Origin of the sequence: Staphylococcus sp. GDY8P94P (assembly GCF_017892255.1) — a bacterium.
Lineage (GTDB): Bacteria > Bacillota > Bacilli > Staphylococcales > Staphylococcaceae > Staphylococcus > Staphylococcus cohnii.
This window is the reverse complement of sequence record NZ_JAESKU010000008.1, coordinates 627321-646036: the sequence shown is the minus strand read 5'-3', so window position 1 is coordinate 646036 and position 18716 is coordinate 627321. Positions and strand designations below refer to the sequence as shown.

Sequence of the window (18716 nt, the reverse complement as noted above, 5' to 3'; positions counted from 1 at the left end):
ACCAGCAATGATTGATACAGGGATTTGAATAAACTCACTAACAAGATAACCCACAAGTAGTATTGCTAATACAATCCATGAAATCTTAAATAATTTAGAATCTTTAATTGCATTTTTAGGATGTGAAAGATTTTCTGTATCGAACGTTTTAGGAATAGATTTTCTGAAATATAACCATAAAACGAGAATACTAGCAATCAGAGAGAATATATTAGGAATAATCATTCGACTAAAATATTCAATAAATCCAATATCGAAGTAATCTGCAGAAACGATATTAACTAAGTTACTTACAATTAAGGGTAGTGATGTAGTATCAGCGATAAAGCCACTGGCAATGATGAATGGGAAAATAACTTTTTTATTAAACCCTAGATTTCTTACCATCGCTAATACAATAGGAGTTAAGATTAAAGCTGCACCATCATTTGCGAAAAATGCTGCTACAATTGCCCCAAGTAACATAATAAAAACAAACATTTTTAAGCCATTACCGTTTGAAGCCTTGACCATATGTATTGCAGACCATTCAAAAAAACCAATTTCATCTAATATTAATGAAATAAGAATAACAGCTACAAAAGTTAAAGTTGCATTCCAAACAATACCGGTTACTTCTAATACATCGGAAAAACTTACGACTCCTGTAATGATAGCAACAACAGCTCCAATTAAAGCTGTAATACCAATATCTAAACCTTTTGGTTGCCATATCACAAAGATTAAAGTTAACAAGAAGATTATAATTGCTAAAATGGTCATCAACAGTCACCTGATTTCACATTTTTACATACACATCTTTGATTAGATGTATTAATGATGTTTAAGTTTTGAATAATATCATCTAAAATAGCATGATTAAGTTGATACCAATGTTTGTTGCCGTCTTTTCGTGTTGTAACTAATTCGTTATCTACTAATGACTTCATATGATGACTTAGTGTAGGTTGTGAGAATTGAAAGTGTTCTAATAAGTCACAAGCGCATAGTTCACCACAAGAAAGTAAATCTAATATTTCTATCCTGCTTGGATCTGATAAAACTTTTAATATTGCTGATAATTCTTTATAAGACATAAATATACCTCCTATTCATTACATAGATTAACATCTATATAGCTTTATGTCTATGTAGTTTTTTGACTAATTTTAGTATTAGATTAGAATGCGTCCTAAATAACTAGTTTTATTATCTTGCAAAAGTTGAAATAATAATTTATATTTAATACATCAAAAAAATTTGATGTATCATTTTAGTATTTTATAAAGGAGTTCGATTTTATGAGAATAAATCATGCAGGTAGATTATCTGTTGATTATTTTGTTAGCTACTTAAATCTAATTATGATATCAAGAGAAGTTTCTTTAAAAGAAGCTATATCATATATGAAAAATGAGTTCTTTAAAGGAGAACCTGACATGTATGGTAAAATAACAGAAACTCATTTTAATCAAGCAATACAAGAAATCAAACAAAAATAGAAATATCTATATATAAGAGAGGTGATTATTTAATGGAAATTATTAAGTCCAGTCCTAATAGAAGTGAGGAAGAACAATTAGACTTTTATGAACAGATGTTTAATGCGCTAGCTGATAAAATCAGGCTTAAAATTCTACAATCAATACGTCAAAGCGATTCAAAATCTTTATGTGTTTGTGATCTAGAAGAATTATTAGCGTTAAAACAATCTAAACTTTCCTATCATTTAAAAAAATTAGTAGATGCAAATATTCTTATTGCTGAAAAGCATGGCACATGGAATTATTATAAAATTAATGAGCAACAAATACAGGTGGTTTTAAATGAAGATACTTGCTGTAAGATACCTTAAGTATCTTCTTTATAACATAGAATTAATCAAATTTTTTTGATTAATACATCAAGAAAAGTTGATTAAATGAATTCGGAGGCGTTATACTAATGATAGATTCAATTATGGAATTCATAAAAACATTTCTGATGTTATTTTTTGAATTATTATTACTATTTATAGTAGTGAGTTTTATAGTAAGTCTGATTCAACAAGTTGTTTCAGAAGAAAAAATTATAAAGCTTTTGAGCAAACCTAATGAAGTCGTCAATTATATATTAGGTATGATATTTGGTGCTGTTACACCATTTTGTTCTTGTTCAACTATTCCAATACTTGCAGGTCTATTAAATTCCAAAGTTCCTTTTGGTCCAGCAATGAGTTTCTTAATTGCTTCACCGTTAATGAACCCACTAATGATATTTATGTTATGGGCTTTATTAGGATGGAAAGTAGCCATTGTTTATTTTGTAGTACTAGCAATTTTCAGTATTTTAACAGGTTTAGTATTTTCAAAAATGAATTTAGCTGAAAGTTATAAAGGGGTCAATGTTAAAGGTGATGGCTTTTTTGCTAATAAAACAGGATCTCGTTTTAAACAAGCATTAAACGATGCGTGGGCATTTTTATACCCAATGTTACCTTATCTATTTATTGGTGTATTTATTGGTGCCTTTATATATGGATTCATACCTGAAGAATTTATAACTAAGTATGCAAGTGGTGATGGTTTTATATCGGTGTTTATTGCTTCTGTTATCGGTATCCCTATGTATATCAGACCAGAAACAATGTTACCTATAGCCGAAGCATTAGTATCAAAAGGTATGTCGCTAGGAACAGTAGTTGCATTAATAATTGGTGGTGCTGGCGCAAGTATTCCAGAGGTCGTATTGCTATCTAAGCTATTCAAGAAAAAATTTGTAATATCATTCATTATTGCAATTTTAGTTGTGGCTATTGTTACAGGTTTGATTGTGAATATCATTATTTAAAGGAGGTGAAATAATGGGTATTAAAGACGCATTAAAAAAAATAAAACCTCAAGAACAGTCATGTTGTTCGGTAGAAATTGAGGAAAAGAACGAAAAAAAAGAAAAAGATGAAAAAGAGCAAGAAGATAATAACAATTGCTGTAACAAGTAATATAAGGGCCTGGAATTTATATCTAGGCCCTTATATTAATCTATTTTGCTACGCTTTTCTATATTTATTCTACAATAATTTAAAAAAGGACACATTTTGAAATCAATGTGTCTTTGAAAATGGTTACCTCTATATTATGCTTTGATTTCTACAGGTTCACTAAAGTGATTTTCTATAATTCTTGTTATTTCTTTACCTAGTGGTCCTTTTATTGTGAAAGTTCTTTTGAAATAAGAACCTAAAATACCTAGAACTGCTGCTGCACCGACACCTTTTCCAATGCCTTTGCCTATCGTTTTTATGATGTTACTCATGATTATCATTCCTTTCATTATTATTAATATTATTTGTAAAACATTGTCTGCTTGGTTTACTTTTGAACTTGTTATTTTAAATATGTTAATTGTAGTAAAAGTAATTCATCAATCACTTGTTCTCTTAAATCAGGGGGTGAAATGATACGTATATTGGATCGATATATAAAACGGAGTTGAATAGCTTCGACTCTTGTCATCTTGAAAGTGACAATAAGATAATGTGCATCATATTTTTCTATTACATGAATTTGATAATATCGATGCATTTTTGACCACACATCTTTACCGATTTAAAACGTGATATAGGTTTGTAACTTTGATTTTTCTTGTATATCCACAGATTTTTCAGACAAACTCAGATTCATTTGATTAATATCATCTATATAAATTTCATTCATTGCGCGAACAACTAATGATGCTGGCAAAATACCTGTTTGATTTTTATCAATTTCAAAGCGGTCAAGATATTTTAGTAATGTAGTTCGACGACCTGAATGATGTTTGATGATTAATAATTTAAGATATTGATAAAAGTAATGACTTAATTTGGGTGTCGTCAGGTATAAAGCAGTCAAAATATCATACATAAAATGCATATTTTCATGCTTATCTTGTTCGAGCTTATAACTTTCTGATTTATAATCGTACGTGATTGCTTTAGGTGTACTGATCCACGATTTACTTTCATATAAGAAGTTTCTGATAACGTCGATATCTCTTTGTATCGTCCTAGGACTCGTATTGAGTTCTAATGTAAGTGATTGTTTGTTGACGGATTTATTCTGTAGTAAACGATGGTATATTGTTAATATTCGAAATGCACGATCCAATATGTCACCTCCTTTAAGTTATATATTACAAAATAGGTTTGTCACAATAAGTCAATCCTCCGTATATTTAATAAAAGTTGTGAAAAATATTTTTTAGATAAATACATTGATATAAAGAGATTTTATAAATATTGATAAGTGAGGAAATAGCGGTAATGACAAAATACGGCTATACCTCTACTTTTAAATTATGTTTTCTAATGGAATAGGTGTTACTATCTGAGAAAATAACATGGTCATAAAATAAAATGCCCATCATTTCACTGATGAGCATTAATCGTTCGGTCACATTGATATCTTCAGGAGAGGGTGTTACATCTCCACTTGGATGGTTATGTCCTAGCATAATACTGTTGGCGTTACTGAGCATCGCTGTTTTGAATATTTCTCTGGGGTGAATCACTGTTTGGTTAATAGAACCTATCGATAGTGTTTGAATATGTGGATGATATATTACAAAAAATCGACTTAAATTAAAAGGGGGTTTTATAAATTTCTATTAATATGACAAGTTTTCATAAAATTTTCAAATTTAACATTCTAACTTATTTTGCAAATTCAACTAAATCAGTTTTGCTTTTCAAATACGATAGCGATGCATTTTTCATAAATTCATCAATTTAACACAAATATTATATAGCGTTTTCAACATAATTCGTTCACAAAATTGTTTAGAATAATATTTAATCTAAGTGGTATATGTATTAAGAAAGACAAATGATATTTTATTTAAAACGTTAATAAGCGTTTTTATATCAAGGAGGCAAAAATAATGAAATATATAGTAGTCGGATCTTCACATGCAGGGTTTGAAGTGATACAAACACTTTTAAAAGAAGAGCCAGAAGCTGAAATTCATTTATACGAACGGGGTGATAAACCTTCTTTCTTATCATGTGGTATTCAAAGCTACTTAGAAGATATCTCACCTTCACTCGACTCACTACATTATGCAAATGCTGATTCTTATCAACAACAAGGTGTCAACGTTCATATCAATAGTGATGTCGTAGATTTAGATACTAGCAACAAGACTATTACAGTAAATGAAAATGAGCAAACGACAGAAGTTGATTATGATAAATTATTCTTGAGTCCTGGTGGCAAACCAGTAACACCACCCGTACACGGCATAGATGATGTTAATAATGTTTACTTTATGCGTGGTCGTGAATGGGCTGATGCCATCAAAGATCGCATGTCTCAATCTCAAAAAGCAATTGTAGTTGGTGGTGGATATATCGGTATCGAAGCAGCAGAAGCATTCACTAAAGCAGGTATCGAAACTAAGATTATCGATATCAATACACGCATATTAAGCACTTATCTAGATAAAGAATTTACAGATATCTTAGAATCTAATGCTCAATCTCATGGTTTAACATTTAATGGTGGAGAAACCGTTAAAGCATTAAAAGCTAATAAATTAGGTGATTTAAGTGAAGTTGTTACAGACAAAGGCACTTATGAAGCAGATACTGTAGTCTTTGCCGTGGGTGTCGCACCAGCAACTGAGTGGTTAGAAGGTAAGCTTAAACTCGGCACTAAAGGTATTATTGAAATTGATGATTATCTACAAACATCTGCTCAGGATGTTTATGCCGGCGGAGATGCTACAATGATTCCTTATGCACCTGTAGATGAGCAACGTTATATAGCATTAGCGACAAACTCTCGTAGACAAGGTGTGATTGCAGCTAAAAATATGACCGGTCATTCACTGAAAATGCCAAAAGTTTCAGGTACATCAGGTTTATCACTCTTCGATTATAAATTTGGACAAACAGGCGTTCATGGCTTTGAATCAGAAGATTATAACGGTAATTTAGGTACAAAATATATTGAAGAACTCGTGAGACCTAAATTTATGCAAAATGATACTAAAGTACACATGAAAATTATTTTCGACAAAGATTCTCATCGTATACTCGGCGGTCAAATCATGTCCAAAGAAGACTTAGCAGAATCAATCAATACGCTATCAGTCGCAATTAATGCTGGTTGGACACTCGAACAACTTGCATATGTAGACTTCTTCTTCCAACCAGATTTCGATCGCCCTTGGAACTACTTAAATGTGCTCGCACAACAAGCTCTAGGCGATACATTTGGTAGCGATAAAATGTTATTCTAATCATAAAACATGACCAAAATAGAAATCCCTTGATTTAACAATTATTTTAAACCAATGCATCAATCACCAAATGCCAATACAGGTTAAGACACTAATTAGTGCCTTAACCTGTTATTTTTTTATATTTTTTATGTTTCAGTTTCTATTTTTTATATGCGAAGTGATAATCCGTGATTTAATTTGTGTTTACTATATTTTAAAAATCCCTTTAATGCTTCCACAAGAATTGAATCAACTCATCTGCAACTTTACTATTTTCATGTAATTGGCTATGTTGCACTGATTTACCCTCAAATTGTTTTTCTTTATATATTTCGGACTATTACCTAACAAATATTTTAAAGACCGTGCAGAGCTATTAGATACACTTCCGTCAGAGTGCGTTCCGTCTTTTAAATCACCATAGATATTTAGTACTTCAATCCCTTTTCCTTTATATATTTGGTGAAGTTTACGGAAGCTTTGATATGGCGGATTCATTCTACTTGGCTTTCCATTTGAATCCACATTGATTTCATTTACTTTTTCATTCATATTCAAGACACCATTGAAAGGACCTGCAATACTCACTTGCTTATTTAATTGTGGTAATGATGGATTATTTCCATATGTAAGCATATATTGTGATAATGTCATATTACCCATTGAGTGACCAACAAAATTAAATTTTTTAAAGTGATATTTGCTTTGCAATTTGGTTATTACACTTTTAATCCATTGCGCATTTTTTGCATAATCTCCCTGTTTGTTATCCTCTAATTCTATTTGAACAATTGGGTTTGTAGTATTTTTTGATAACTTTCCTTTTAATGAAACTTTCCAAATGTTTGAGGTTGATAGGCGTTGTAATATTAGAATATAGATTTACAAAATTGATTGAACCAAATGCATCCATTTCTGAAATTTTGTTTATAATCAATTGGGTAGTTAAATCTATTCGAAGAAGGCCTGTATAATTTGGATACATTGTGATGATTGTGATTGTTTGTTTTTCGCTATCCCATGTATTCTTAAGTAGATAGCGATGTTGTTGGTCATCACTAAATATGGCTTCAGTTTCTAATGTATTTTTTATTGTTTCCATGTAATATTCACTCCTCTAGTATTCTTCTGGTAATAACATGACGTGATAAGAAAGGTCTACATCGTCTTCTCTGATAACGTAGACCTTATTAATATTGATTGGTTGATGATATTTAGTTTCATGAATTTTGGCATAATCAGGTCGTTCTTGCTATGGAGTGTTTCAGAATAGTAGTTAAATGATAATAGAGCATCCTTCATTTTATGATGAAAGATGCTCTATTTTAATGTCTGTCTATATTATTTTAATAAGCTGTAACGTTTTATTCCATATTTAATATCTTTTATTATTTAATAATTTCAATTGTAAAAGGTACAACAAAATCTTCATCTTTATTAACTGTGACAATACCAATAATGCATAGACAAATCCTGCGATTGATAAAATAAATAGCGGGATGTAGCCAATTAGAACAATAGTTAATATCCAAGATACAATGATGTACGAAGTATAACTTATTGCAAAGTTTAAGTAATTCTTACCTTGTCTATTTATATATTCAGATTCGTCTTTTTTCATAATCCATATAATTAATGGACCAATAAATCCTGTGAATATATTTAATATCCATATTAACATGGCCATTGTTTTATCATTTTGACTCACATTCGGAAAGGCATTTGGGTCTTTGGACTGATTTTGAAAGTTCCTTTTTAGCTCCTTAATTGTTATATATAGAATTGGATTTCTATATAATTATTTTAATTGATTTTACAATATTTGTATACTTTTTTTAAAATTGGATATAAATAATAGGGAAAGCTATAAAAACACTTTAGCTTTCCATAAAAATTAATTATTATTGTGTTAGAGGGTGGACTTCAGGTGGATAATGATGAAAAATTATTAGTTGAGTTTTTAAAAGATGTAGATATATTAAATGAAATTCAAGCAAATGTAGATAATTTTAATGTGTTTGAAATATTAGACACAATCAATACAGAAATTAGACATAGTAATATGCTTGCTTGGTTGTTCAATCCAAATGAGGTACATGGCTTGAATGATTTATTCATTAAAAAGTTTATTGAAATTTATTTGAATAAATCAGTAGTAGAAATGGATGATAGTTTTGTTCTGAAAATGTTATTGAAAGATTTTGATGATGTTATAGTGCGTAGAGAATGGAATCATATTGACATATTGCTTATCTCAGAAGTGAATAAAGTTATTTTTGCTATTGAAAATAAAATTTGGAGCAAAGAGAGTAAAGGACAGTTGAATAGGTATCAGCATGTATTAGAGTCAGAGTTTTTCGATTACGAAAAAAATTATATCTTTTTAACACCAGAGGCAGAGGATTCAAGTGATATAGATACTTGGATAAGCATGTCTTATATAGACATTATTACTTGTTTAGAAAATATTGTATCCATGAAAAAAGAGATTATAAATCCAAAAGTAACCAGTTTTATTAACCAATATATAGATATATTAAGGAGGTATATAGTGAAAGATGAAAATTTAGAAAAATTATGTACTGAAATTTATTTCAAGCATAAACGGGCATTAGATTTAATATTTGAATATAAACCTGATATACATAGTGATATTTCTAACAAGCTTCAAAGTATAGTAAAAGAAACAGAGTCTTTAATTCTAGATGACAGTAGCAAAAGTCTAGTTCGATTCACTTCTCAAAAGTTAGATGAAAAAATGGGGAGAAATAACTATGAATCGAAATGGACTTCATCCAATAGATATTTACTATTTGAAGTTAGAAATAATAATAATCGTAAAAGTCTACATTTAGTGATTGGCCCTAGCGATGAAGAAACTCGAAAAAATTTACATGAAAAAGCATTAGCACATCCAAATGTATTTAAAAAGGTTAAAAAGAGGTTGTCTCCAGTTTATAATAACATTTATACAAAAGAACTTTATTCTAGTAATAAGCAGTTTGAATACGAAGATATTATAACTGAAGTGGAGAAAAATTTTGAGCAATTTTTGACTCATGAATTACATAAAATAGAAGAGATTTTATTGAATGAGGAAATAAGCTACAATACAAAATAAATAGCATGGTAGCGAGTTTTTAATTTTTTTTACTCAACTAATAAAAAGTGTTTGTTTATAGTGTGATCTTAACTATACATAAATGAATAACTTCTTTTCAATTACGTCCTATAACAATTAATATGAAAAAGTAAAATGTAGTAACATAATGTATTCCCAGTCTATATTTATAGTCTGGGACTTCTGTATTTTAGGGTATAAAAAACCGCATCACTACCCGATAAGCAGAGCCCTACCACAAATAAAACTAAAAATCATATTGTATGATATATACTTCTTAAAAATACTTATATTTTATAAGTCATGGAGGGTAAAATAAAATGACAATATTTACGATAGGCCATTATAATTATACGCTTGATACATTTCTAAAGATGTTAGAACAAGCGAAGATAACAAAAATTATTGATGTGAGATCATTTCCAAATAGTAAAAACAATCCACAGTATAATCGAAATGAGTTCTCTGTTTGGTTAAAAGAACATAATGTAAAATACAAACACATTTCATTGCTAGGTGGAAGAAGCAAACGTTCAAATATAGTTGGAGAAAATTTGAATGCTGGGTGGCAAAATCAATCATTTCACAATTATGCAGATTATACTTTGACTAAAAATTTTAAAGAAGGTATCAATATATTGATGAAAGAGAAAGAAAATCATATGATTGCTTTGTTATGTGCAGAACGTCATCCTTCACGATGTCATCGTTTGATTATTAGTAATTGGCTAGAGTTGCATAATGAAAAAGTCGTTCATATTATTGTAAATAATAATGATAAAGTAGCGCTAATACCGCATGAATTAGGGCAGTGGGGAGCTTTACCTATTATTGAATATGACGGAGAAGTTGTATATCCAACTACAACAGAGTAATTTTATATAAATAATCCAAATTTAATATTAACAAAGCAAGCTACCATTTTTTAAATGTTAAACTATCATTAACTATAATAAAAAGGTTAAGTATAAATATACTTAACCTTGATTGGTAAATTTATAAAAATTTAGTTTGTTTTTAATTTTTTTAAATATTTTAAACCTAAAGCAAAAAGTGTGTAACCTATAAATATTTGCGACATTACTTTAATTAAATTGTTATTTTTAACGAGTATATTTGAAATTAAATTACTTATTAAATACAGCACAAATACTTTAATATATCTTTGATTGATTTTCATATTTGATAACTCCCTTTAAACTTCGACACTTAATCTCGGCACAAATGTTTCATAATGAACGTGGTTCATATCATGATCTAGAGCTTTTAATGCATCTATAATGGAGTGTAAAAAGCTCGTTCCACCACAGATATAAATTTCAGGGTCATTTATTAAGTAGTTTTTTAGATTATCAGAATTGAAGTAGCCATGTTTACTTTTTAGATGTGTCTCTAATTTTGCACTAACGTTGTTATGAGCAATCATTTCAAAATCTTCTTTAAAAGGTAAGTGTGCCTCATCACTTCCAACCTGTATCATTTGTGATTCAAGGCCTTCTGAAGAGGCTTGATTAAACATCGCTACCAAAGGCGTTACTCCAATTCCAGACCCTATGAATAGTTTTGGATGACTTGTATCTTCTAAAACAAAGCCACCGACAGGTGCAGCCAAATTAATCATATCACCTTCATTGACTTCATCGTGTAAAATGGTTGAAACTTCTCCTTCGTATTCGTCAGTTGTATCCCGTTTAACACCAAAAGTTAAATGATTTTCATCACCAGAAGTAATTGAATAGTGACGTTTAGCTCGATAAGGTAGTTTTTCACTAGAAAGATCTACAGTAATATATTGTCCAGGTTTAAATTGGCTTAAATCATACTCTGAAGATTCAATTGTAAATGATTTAACATCTTGAGACTCTTGTTTGATTTTAGAAACTTTAAAAGGTTTAAAGCCAATCCATAACATTTGATCATATATGCTTTTTTCAATCTGTATAAATGCATCTGCAAGCTCTCCATAAGCTTTAACCCATGTTTGGATGATAGGATCATTATCTTCTAATCCTGTAACATCTTGTATTGCTTTGATTAAATTTTCACCGACAATGGGATAATGTTCAGGATAAACTTGTAAAGCACAGTGTTTATAAGCAACAGGCATAATTACAGGTTTAATCGCATCTAAGTTATCAATGTTAGCAGCCCCAGCTAAAACAGCTTGCGCTAAAGCCGATGATTGCATGCCTCTTTTTTGATTTGTTTGATTAAACATATTTAATAATTCAGGATGAGCTTTGAACATTTTAGGATAAAAAATTGAAGTAATTTCTACACCCTTTTCTTGTAATAGAGGTACGGTTTGTTGAATAATATCTTTTTCTTCTTTCGTAAGCATCAAATTCCTCCTTTTGTTCTTTAATTCCATTGAACCACTAAAATAAATACAATTCAATAAACTATTGGCTTAAATTGTGAAAATTTTAGCAATTTTCATACTTTTAAAACAAACATGTAAAATTTTGTTTTGAATAGAGTTGCTTACAATAACAATAAGGTGTAGCATTACATTATAAGGAGATAATATAAGCATATATGATAGGGGGAACGTTAAATGGCAGGTCCTAGTTTGAAAAAGTCCGAAAGTCATAATTCTATTCATGAAGCTTCTTTAAATGAAGCTAGAGAGATTACAGCAGTGCTAAAAAAAACGATGAATCAAAGAAACAAAGCTTTAGAAATTGCATATGTTTTATTAGAGCATTGGGAAGCAAGAGTTCTTGCTCATGCCGATGTTGAAGAAGAAGGATTATACCCTGAATTAGCAGGAGATAATCCCTCTCAAATAAAAATTATGCACAGACTTCAAAGAGACCATGACTTATTAAGAAAATTAGCAAAACAAATTAAGTTAGCATTAAAAAATGAGGAAATGAATCATGAAGTATTGGTAAAATTTTATACTATGATAGAAGTGGATGATTTACACAATGAAGATGAAGAAGCTTGGGTTGCAAGTAAGGAGAAGGGATAAAATGATTCAGAAAAAGGAAAAACCATTAAGATTTGTTAATGAAGATATATATAACTTAATGGTGAATGAGTTAGAAAAGAATAATATACATTTTTTTGACGTTGATGCTACTGCAATTGTAGATGGGGATAATTTAGAAATTTCTGTCCGTTATGGCGAAACATTTCAACATGGTACAAGTTGTTATTTTAAGAAACAAGCGCTTGAAGCGCCATATAATGATATATTGAATTTTTTTAAATATACAACAGCAGCATGTCATCGAATATTTATTTCAGAATATTTCAAAATGATAATGCCATAATGAATATGGGGGGATTATATGTTTTCAATGGAAAATGAAGCAATGCTTATAGAGGATAGAGAAGACTTAATAGGTATTTTGCGTATGAGATTTGGCTCAATTTCTGGTGAAATGATAGAGAAAATCTATAATATTAACGACAATAATACAATTGAACGACTCATCTTAGTTGCTGCAAATGCACCAACATTTGAAATTTTTATTGAAGAACTAAAAGAGGGTAACGGAGCATTTAAAATTACAGGTGAAAGATTTAATCCGATTTCTAAGAGTGATGGGGAGATGTCTTGATGGATAAAAAGCATAATAAATTACTACATAAACTTAAACATTTAAAACGTGGAAATTTAATAAACAATAATTGGACTGAAGAAAGTCCTAGACCTCGCGATTGGGAAAGTATTTATCGAAATCGTTGGCAACATGATAAAGTAGTACGTTCGACACACGGTGTTAATTGTACTGGATCTTGTAGTTGGAAAATTTACGTGAAAGACGGTATTGTCACTCAAGAAACACAACAAATTGATTACCCTTCTACAGGAGACGATTTTCCACAATATGAACCTCGTGGTTGTCCTAGGGGAGCAAGCTATTCATGGTATACATATAGTCCAACTAGAGTTAAATATCCATATATTCGTAAAGACTTATATGAATTATGGGAAAACGAACTTGAAGAAGTACAAAACCCAGTTCAAGCTTGGGAAAATATTGTCAGTGATAAGAAAAAAAAGCAGAAATATATTAAAGCACGCGGAAAAGGCGGTTTTATAAGAGGAAATTGGAAGAGTATTTGTCAAATGATAGCTGCTTCATCTATTTATACTATAAAAAAATATGGTCCAGATCGTATTGCTGGATTTTCACCTATTCCAGCTATGTCAATGATAAGTTACGCAGGAGGGACTCGATTTTTATCTTTAATTGGTGGAACAATTATTAGTTTTTATGACTGGTATGCTGATTTACCTCCTGCTTCTCCTCAAGTGTGGGGCGATCAAACTGATGTTCCAGAAAGTGCAGATTGGTATAATTCTAAATATTTCATCATATGGGGGACAAATTTACCACAAACAAGAACGCCTGACGCACATTTTATGGTTGAATCTCGCTATGCAGGTACTAAAGTTGTTGGTGTTAGTCCTGATTACGCTGAATATGAAAAATTTGCTGATATGTGGTTACCAGCAAAAGAAGGCACAGATGGTGCGCTTGCTATGGCAATGACACATGTTATTTTGAAAGAATTCTATGTTGATAGAGAAGTACCTTATTTTACTCAATATGTAAAACAATACACAGATTTGCCATTTCTTGTTCAATTGAAAGATAAAAACGGTAGTCTGAGAGCTGACAATTTCTTGAGGGCTGCTGATTTATCCAATGAATATAGCTTAGGAGATTGGAAAACAGTAGTGTGGGATGAAAATATACAAAAACCTGTTGTTCCAATTGGTAGTGCAGGTCACCATTGGGATGGAAAACAAAATTGGAATTTAGAATTAGAAGATGAATCAGGGAATGCAATTAATCCTATGCTTAGTTTTATAGATATATCTGACAACATAGATTCAGTTGATTTCCCACATTTTGCAACAAAAGATAATTCATCAATAACGCATAAAGTACCAACTAAAGTAATTAAAGATAAGAATGGTAATGATATTTTAGTGACTACGGTGTATGATTTGATGATGGCTCATACAAGTGTAGACCGAGGTTTAGATGAAAATACACATGTTACTTATGATGATTCTACTGTACCTTATACACCAGCATGGCAAGAAGGAATTACTGGTGTAAAAAAAGAACATGTGATTCAAGTAGCTCGTGAGTTTGCACAAACTGCTGAACTTACCAAAGGTAAGGCTATGATAGCGATGGGTGGAGGTACAAACCATTGGTATCATAGCGATCAAATTTATAGAGCAATACTTAATATTATTATGCTGTGTGGTACAGAAGGTGTTAATGGAGGTGGTTGGGCTCATTATGTTGGTCAAGAAAAAGTAAGACCTTCGGAAGGATTTGCTCAAGTCGCCTTCGCCAATGATTGGAAAGGTACACCTAGACATATGAATGGTACTTCGTATTTTTACTTTGCAACAGATCAATTCAGATATGAATCTGATGAAGATCAAGATAATTTTGATTGGGGTGGAAAATTTAGTAATATGCACCCTGCAGATTTTAATGCGTTATCTGTGAGATTAGGGTGGTTACCTGGATATCCACAACTGACTGAGAATAGCTTAGATGTAATTAGTGATGCAAGAAAACGAAATCTTGATGATGCTGAAGCTATTAATGATATCGCTAAACAACTAGCAGAAGGTGAATTAAATTGGGCTATAGAAAACCCAGATGATGAACGCACCTTCCCTAAAGTGTTTTTTAATTGGCGTTCAAATTTACTTGGAGATAGTGGTAAAGGGCACGAATACTTTGTGAAGCACATGATTGGCGGAGATGATTCAATCTTAACGGATACAAAAAATTCGTGGCAACCAAAAAATATTAACTTAAATGATACCCCAGCAGAGGGTAAAGTTGATTTATTAATAAGTATGGATTTCCGTATGACAAGCTCAGGGTTATTTTCTGATATTGTATTACCTGCAGCTACTTGGTATGAGAAAAATGACTTAAGTTCAACGGATATGCATCCATTTGTTCATCCATTTAACCAAGCTATTACACCACCTTGGGAAACGAAGAGTGATTGGGATGCTTTTAGAGAGATTGCAAGAACATTTTCAGAATTAGCTAAAGATTATTTACCTAAGAGTGAAGATTTAGTTATGCAACCACTTGGACATGATACTAAGTCAGAATTGGCACAGCCATATGGAAAAGTTAAAGACTGGAGAAAAGGTGAAGTGGAAGCTATTCCAGGACAAACGATGCCAAATTTTGCGATTGTAGAAAGAGATTATCCAAACCTTTATGATATGTGGTCAACAATAGGCCCAAATTTAAAAAAAGGATACGGTACCAAAGGTGTAAAAATACCGGGTCAACCGGTGTATGATGAACTGCTCAAAAGACTTGGAAAAGCGGATAGGGAAAATATAGGTAAAGGCCACCCTGATATGAGAACAGCAAAACAAGCTTGTAATGCGATTCTACTTATGTCAGGTGCTACAAATGGTAAACGCGCTGTAGAAGGTTGGAAGTCATTAAAAGAAACGACAGGCAAAGATTTTGAATTTGTTTCAAAAGGTCGTGAAGAAGAAGATTTAACATTAGATGATATTACTGTACAACCACGTCAAACAATTTCAACACCTGTATGGACTGGTTTAGAAAATGATGGCAGACGTTATTCACCATTCACATCTAATGTAGAATTTAAACTACCATGGCATACTCTAACAGGTAGACAAAGTTTTTATTTAGACCATGAAGTCATGCTTGATTACGGTGAAGGATTACCGTTATATATCCCGCCACTATATTCAGGTCCTTATTTAAAAAATGAAAAAGGAATAACAGATACAGGTAAATCAATAAAGCTACGTTATTTGACGCCACATCAAAAATGGGGTATTCATACAATGTTTACTGATACTGATCAAATGACACAATTGTTCCGTGGATGGCAAACAGTGTGGTTAAACGAAGATGATGCGAATTCAATAGGGATATATGATAATGATTGGATTGAATTGTATAATCGTAATGGAGCTGTTGTTGCAAGAGCTGTTACAACATATAGAATTCCTCAAGGTGTTGCTTATATGCATCATGCTCAGGATAGAGTAATGGGCGTTCCAGGTAATACAATTAATAAAAAACGTGGTGGGACACATAATAGTGTTACACGCATACATCCAAAAGGAACACATATGATAGGCGGTTATGCACAATTAAGTTATGGCTTTAATTATTACGGCCCAACAGGGAATCAACGTGATACAATTTCGATTGTTAGACCACTTAAGGAGGTTGACTGGCTTGAAGATTAAATCACAAGTAGCAATGGTTATGCATTTAGATAAATGTATAGGTTGTCATACATGTAGTGTAACTTGTAAAAACACGTGGACAAATCGCCCAGGGACAGAGTATATGTATTTCAATAATGTAGAAACTCGTCCAGGTCCTGGTTACCCTAAACGATGGGAAGACAGAGATCGATTTAAAGGCGGTTGGGAAATGAAGAACGGGCGATTAAAACTAAAAGCAGGCGGTCCTATTCAAAAACTTGCTAATATATTCTATAACCCGGACATGGCTACAATAGAAGATTATTTTGAACCATGGACGCATGACTTTGCTCGTCTTCATTTTGCGCCTAGAACTAAAAACTTACCTGTAGCACGGCCAAAGTCAAAAATTACTGGTAAGTTTATGGATAAGCCTGAATGGGGACCAAATTGGGACGATGATTTAGCGGGTGGAAGTGAAATTGTACCTATGGATCCAAACATAGATAAAATGAAACAAGAGCATGTTGCTATGGAATATGAGAAAACTTTTATGATGTATTTACCAAGAATTTGCGAACATTGTTTAAATCCATCTTGCGTAGCTTCATGTCCTTCAGGTGCATTATATAAACGTGATGAAGATGGTGTAGTTTTAGTTGATCAGGAAGAATGTAGAGGATGGCGTTTTTGTATGAGCGGTTGCCCCTATCATAAAGTCTATTACAATTGGAATTCACATAAAGCAGAAAAATGTAATTTCTGTTATCCGAGAACGGAAGCAGGGCTGCCTACTATATGTTCAGAAACGTGTGTAGGCCGTATTAGATATATTGGTGTAGTGCTATATGATGCAGATAAAGTGAAAGAAGCAGCTTCAGTTGAAGATCCACAAGATTTATATCAAGCACAACTAGATTGTTTTTGTGACCCCTTTGATGAAGAAGTCATTGCAAAAGCAAAAGAAGAAGGTATTACTGATGCTTGGATTGAAGCTGCCCAGCAATCACCAGTTTATAAAATGGCTATAAAATGGAAAATTGCTTTACCGTTGCATCCAGAATATAGAACGATGCCAATGGTTTGGTACGTTCCACCATTAAGCCCAATTATGAGTCATATTACAAATGAAAATCAATTGAGTGCAGATGGTTATATTCCAGCAGTTGATGATATGCGTATACCGCTTGAATATTTAGCTTCTATTCTTTCGGCGGGGGATACAGAAGTTATACGACAAACTTTACTAAAAACAGCAGCAATGCGCGTTCATATGCGTTCAAAAAATGTTGGTGGTATAAGTGAAGTAGAGCATAGCAAATTGTTAAAAGAGTCTGGATTGACTGTTGATGAACTAGAAGATATGGCAGATTTACTCGGGGTAGCGAAATATGAAAAACGATTTGTTATTCCTACAGGACGTCGAGAAAATAAAGAAGAAAATTATTATGAACAAGGGGCTTGTAGTTTAGAAGATTTAGCGCCTCCAGAAGGATTACATCCAGCTATGATGAGAATGAAATATGGAAGCGAGGCTAGAAAATGATAAGCGAAGAACAGCAAGTTATTTTGTTTATCGCGGCATATCTTCTCGATTATCCTGAAAAAAATAGACTGAGTGAATATAGAGAATTGAAAGATTTATATAAAAATGACGTTGATTCACAAGATGCAAAAAATTTAATAAATTTAGTATTTAATGATTTAGAAAGCTATTCTTTAAAAGACATCCAACAATTATATGTAAGTACTTTTGATTGGCAAGAAGATACAGGGCTTTATTTAACAGCTCATGAGTATGGTGATGATTCTATGAGAGGTGGCGGATTAATTCAAATCCAAGTTATTATTAGTCAAGCTGGATTGGAACGAGACGAAAAACAACTTGCTGATTATCTACCATCTTTATATGAACTTTTAGCCGTATCTACTGATGAGAAGATTCACAACAAACTTATGAAACGTTTAGGAAAGGCTACATGGCAAGTTAATCAATCACTAGATAAAAAGAATCCTTATAAAAATATTTTAAATTTACTTACTGATTTTGTGTTTGATAAACCTACAACTGAAGAAATGGAAGAAATCAAAAAAGAAGATCCTGACACTGAAAATATGCCTTATCCAATAATGTATGAATAAGGAATTTTGTTTTATCAT

The 18716-nt window shown here is 31.7% G+C and carries 20 protein-coding genes and 5 pseudogenes; 13 read left to right on the top strand and 12 right to left on the bottom strand.

Going from position 1 to position 18716, the window contains the following annotated elements:
- Both arsB and arsR read right to left on the bottom strand, forming a co-directional pair.
- The coding region (arsB, locus tag KA926_RS07420; RefSeq protein WP_210144062.1) for an arsenite/antimonite efflux transporter at window positions 1-765 on the bottom strand (765 nt) is incomplete at its 3' end.
- The gene (arsR, locus tag KA926_RS07415; RefSeq protein WP_070704783.1) at window positions 762-1076 is read right to left on the bottom strand and encodes an As(III)-sensing metalloregulatory transcriptional repressor ArsR; all 315 of its coding nucleotides are present in this window, start codon (window positions 1074-1076) and stop codon (window positions 762-764) included. The genes arsR and arsB, both read right to left, overlap by 4 nt.
- A 204-nt stretch (window positions 1077-1280) precedes the next feature.
- Between arsR and KA926_RS07410 the strand changes: the two genes are divergently transcribed.
- The 4 genes from KA926_RS07410 to KA926_RS07395 all read left to right on the top strand — a co-directional run bounded on the left by KA926_RS07410 (window position 1281) and on the right by KA926_RS07395 (window position 2959).
- The gene (locus tag KA926_RS07410) at window positions 1281-1481 is read left to right on the top strand and encodes a hypothetical protein (protein ID WP_202847890.1); all 201 of its coding nucleotides are present in this window, start codon (window positions 1281-1283) and stop codon (window positions 1479-1481) included.
- A 32-nt stretch (window positions 1482-1513) separates the two neighbouring features.
- Complete coding sequence (locus KA926_RS07405) at window positions 1514-1834, top strand: ArsR/SmtB family transcription factor (protein WP_070704789.1); 321 nt, start codon at window positions 1514-1516, stop codon at window positions 1832-1834.
- A gap of 89 nt (window positions 1835-1923) precedes the next feature.
- Complete coding sequence (locus KA926_RS07400) at window positions 1924-2808, top strand: permease (protein ID WP_070704792.1); 885 nt, start codon at window positions 1924-1926, stop codon at window positions 2806-2808.
- Between the two features lie 13 nt (window positions 2809-2821).
- Window positions 2822-2959, top strand: a complete 138-nt coding sequence (locus tag KA926_RS07395; protein ID WP_107529391.1) for a hypothetical protein — start codon at window positions 2822-2824, stop codon at window positions 2957-2959.
- Window positions 2960-3093: 134 nt separating this feature from the next.
- On the opposite strand, the gene KA926_RS07390 is transcribed toward KA926_RS07395, so the two are convergent.
- The 4 genes and pseudogenes from KA926_RS07390 to KA926_RS07380 all read right to left on the bottom strand — a co-directional run.
- Entirely contained in the window at window positions 3094-3273 is a 180-nt protein-coding gene (locus KA926_RS07390; RefSeq protein ID WP_210144084.1) for a hypothetical protein, read from the bottom strand.
- Window positions 3274-3344: 71 nt separating this feature from the next.
- Window positions 3345-3542 carry a hypothetical protein gene (locus tag KA926_RS13925; RefSeq protein WP_234420414.1) on the bottom strand — a complete coding sequence of 66 codons (198 nt, stop codon included), beginning with the start codon at window positions 3540-3542 and terminating at the stop codon, window positions 3345-3347.
- 24 nt (window positions 3543-3566) lie between these two features.
- Window positions 3567-4106 (bottom strand): HTH domain-containing protein, encoded by a 540-nt coding sequence (locus tag KA926_RS07385; RefSeq protein WP_245335842.1) that lies wholly within the window; start codon window positions 4104-4106, stop codon window positions 3567-3569.
- A gap of 169 nt (window positions 4107-4275) precedes the next feature.
- Window positions 4276-4548, bottom strand: a pseudogene (locus KA926_RS07380) (JAB domain-containing protein); the annotation flags it as partial.
- 330 nt (window positions 4549-4878) lie between these two features.
- On the opposite strand from KA926_RS07380, the gene KA926_RS07375 reads away from it, so the two are divergent.
- Window positions 4879-6240, top strand: a complete 1362-nt coding sequence (locus KA926_RS07375) for an FAD-dependent oxidoreductase (RefSeq protein WP_108909064.1) — start codon at window positions 4879-4881, stop codon at window positions 6238-6240.
- Between the two features lie 208 nt (window positions 6241-6448).
- On the opposite strand, the pseudogene KA926_RS07370 reads toward KA926_RS07375, so the two are convergent.
- The 4 pseudogenes from KA926_RS07370 to KA926_RS07360 all read right to left on the bottom strand — a co-directional run.
- Window positions 6449-7059, bottom strand: a pseudogene (locus KA926_RS07370) (alpha/beta hydrolase); the annotation flags it as partial.
- A pseudogene (locus tag KA926_RS07365) lies at window positions 7055-7324 on the bottom strand (DUF1643 domain-containing protein); the annotation flags it as partial. The pseudogenes KA926_RS07365 and KA926_RS07370, both read right to left, overlap by 5 nt.
- Before the next feature lie 15 nt (window positions 7325-7339).
- Window positions 7340-7474, bottom strand: a pseudogene (locus tag KA926_RS14180) (DUF960 family protein); the annotation flags it as partial.
- A 136-nt stretch (window positions 7475-7610) separates the two neighbouring features.
- Window positions 7611-7990, bottom strand: a pseudogene (locus KA926_RS07360) (DUF4870 domain-containing protein).
- 159 nt (window positions 7991-8149) lie between these two features.
- Between KA926_RS07360 and KA926_RS07355 the strand changes: the two are divergent.
- Window positions 8150-9343: a PDDEXK-like family protein gene (locus tag KA926_RS07355; RefSeq protein WP_210144061.1), complete on the top strand. Its 1194-nt coding sequence runs from the start codon at window positions 8150-8152 to the stop codon at window positions 9341-9343.
- Between the two features lie 320 nt (window positions 9344-9663).
- A complete protein-coding gene (locus KA926_RS07350; RefSeq protein WP_181187308.1) occupies window positions 9664-10218 on the top strand; it encodes a DUF488 domain-containing protein in 555 nt (184 codons plus the stop codon).
- A 131-nt stretch (window positions 10219-10349) separates the two neighbouring features.
- Here KA926_RS07350 and KA926_RS07345 read toward each other — a convergent pair whose 3' ends face one another.
- Entirely contained in the window at window positions 10350-10523 is a 174-nt protein-coding gene (locus KA926_RS07345; protein ID WP_096808003.1) for a hypothetical protein, read from the bottom strand.
- 15 nt (window positions 10524-10538) lie between these two features.
- On the bottom strand, window positions 10539-11684 hold the full coding sequence (locus KA926_RS07340; RefSeq protein WP_096808004.1) for a globin domain-containing protein: 1146 nt from the start codon (window positions 11682-11684) through the stop codon (window positions 10539-10541).
- A 216-nt stretch (window positions 11685-11900) separates the two neighbouring features.
- On the opposite strand from KA926_RS07340, the gene KA926_RS07335 reads away from it, so the two are divergent.
- The 6 genes from KA926_RS07335 to narJ are packed head-to-tail and all read left to right on the top strand — an operon-like array spanning window position 11901 to window position 18698.
- Window positions 11901-12320 carry a hemerythrin domain-containing protein gene (locus tag KA926_RS07335; protein ID WP_096808005.1) on the top strand — a complete coding sequence of 140 codons (420 nt, stop codon included), beginning with the start codon at window positions 11901-11903 and terminating at the stop codon, window positions 12318-12320.
- Between the two features lies 1 nt (window position 12321).
- A complete protein-coding gene (locus KA926_RS07330; protein ID WP_181187307.1) occupies window positions 12322-12624 on the top strand; it encodes a hypothetical protein in 303 nt (100 codons plus the stop codon).
- 18 nt (window positions 12625-12642) lie between these two features.
- A complete protein-coding gene (locus KA926_RS07325; RefSeq protein WP_096808007.1) occupies window positions 12643-12915 on the top strand; it encodes a hypothetical protein in 273 nt (90 codons plus the stop codon).
- Window positions 12915-16595 (top strand): nitrate reductase subunit alpha, encoded by a 3681-nt coding sequence (locus tag KA926_RS07320; protein ID WP_181187306.1) that lies wholly within the window; start codon window positions 12915-12917, stop codon window positions 16593-16595. Before KA926_RS07325 ends, KA926_RS07320 begins: the two co-directional genes overlap by 1 nt.
- Entirely contained in the window at window positions 16585-18102 is a 1518-nt protein-coding gene (narH, locus tag KA926_RS07315; RefSeq protein ID WP_181187305.1) for a nitrate reductase subunit beta, read from the top strand. Before KA926_RS07320 ends, narH begins: the two co-directional genes overlap by 11 nt.
- On the top strand, window positions 18099-18698 hold the full coding sequence (gene narJ, locus KA926_RS07310; RefSeq protein ID WP_096808010.1) for a nitrate reductase molybdenum cofactor assembly chaperone: 600 nt from the start codon (window positions 18099-18101) through the stop codon (window positions 18696-18698). The genes narH and narJ overlap by 4 nt, the downstream gene beginning before the upstream one ends.
- Window positions 18699-18716: the final 18 nt, after the last annotated feature.

Excerpts from the sequence above, each read along its gene's own strand:
- KA926_RS07330 (WP_181187307.1), top strand. The coding sequence starts at position 12,322 with ATGATTCAGAAAAAGGAAAAACCATTAAGATTTGTTAATGAAGATATA.
- KA926_RS07340 (WP_096808004.1), bottom strand. The coding sequence starts at position 11,684 with ATGCTTACGAAAGAAGAAAAAGATATTATTCAACAAACCGTACCTCTA.
- KA926_RS07400 (WP_070704792.1), top strand. The coding sequence starts at position 1,924 with ATGATAGATTCAATTATGGAATTCATAAAAACATTTCTGATGTTATTT.
- narJ (WP_096808010.1), top strand. The coding sequence starts at position 18,099 with ATGATAAGCGAAGAACAGCAAGTTATTTTGTTTATCGCGGCATATCTT.
- KA926_RS07320 (WP_181187306.1), top strand. The coding sequence starts at position 12,915 with ATGGATAAAAAGCATAATAAATTACTACATAAACTTAAACATTTAAAA.
- KA926_RS07405 (WP_070704789.1), top strand. The coding sequence starts at position 1,514 with ATGGAAATTATTAAGTCCAGTCCTAATAGAAGTGAGGAAGAACAATTA.
- KA926_RS07390 (WP_210144084.1), bottom strand. The coding sequence starts at position 3,273 with ATGAGTAACATCATAAAAACGATAGGCAAAGGCATTGGAAAAGGTGTC.
- KA926_RS07325 (WP_096808007.1), top strand. The coding sequence starts at position 12,643 with ATGTTTTCAATGGAAAATGAAGCAATGCTTATAGAGGATAGAGAAGAC.
- KA926_RS07345 (WP_096808003.1), bottom strand. The coding sequence starts at position 10,523 with ATGAAAATCAATCAAAGATATATTAAAGTATTTGTGCTGTATTTAATA.
- KA926_RS07335 (WP_096808005.1), top strand. The coding sequence starts at position 11,901 with ATGGCAGGTCCTAGTTTGAAAAAGTCCGAAAGTCATAATTCTATTCAT.
- KA926_RS07410 (WP_202847890.1), top strand. The coding sequence starts at position 1,281 with ATGAGAATAAATCATGCAGGTAGATTATCTGTTGATTATTTTGTTAGC.
- KA926_RS07350 (WP_181187308.1), top strand. The coding sequence starts at position 9,664 with ATGACAATATTTACGATAGGCCATTATAATTATACGCTTGATACATTT.
- KA926_RS07375 (WP_108909064.1), top strand. The coding sequence starts at position 4,879 with ATGAAATATATAGTAGTCGGATCTTCACATGCAGGGTTTGAAGTGATA.
- KA926_RS07395 (WP_107529391.1), top strand. The coding sequence starts at position 2,822 with ATGGGTATTAAAGACGCATTAAAAAAAATAAAACCTCAAGAACAGTCA.
- arsR (WP_070704783.1), bottom strand. The coding sequence starts at position 1,076 with ATGTCTTATAAAGAATTATCAGCAATATTAAAAGTTTTATCAGATCCA.
- KA926_RS13925 (WP_234420414.1), bottom strand. The coding sequence starts at position 3,542 with ATGCATCGATATTATCAAATTCATGTAATAGAAAAATATGATGCACAT.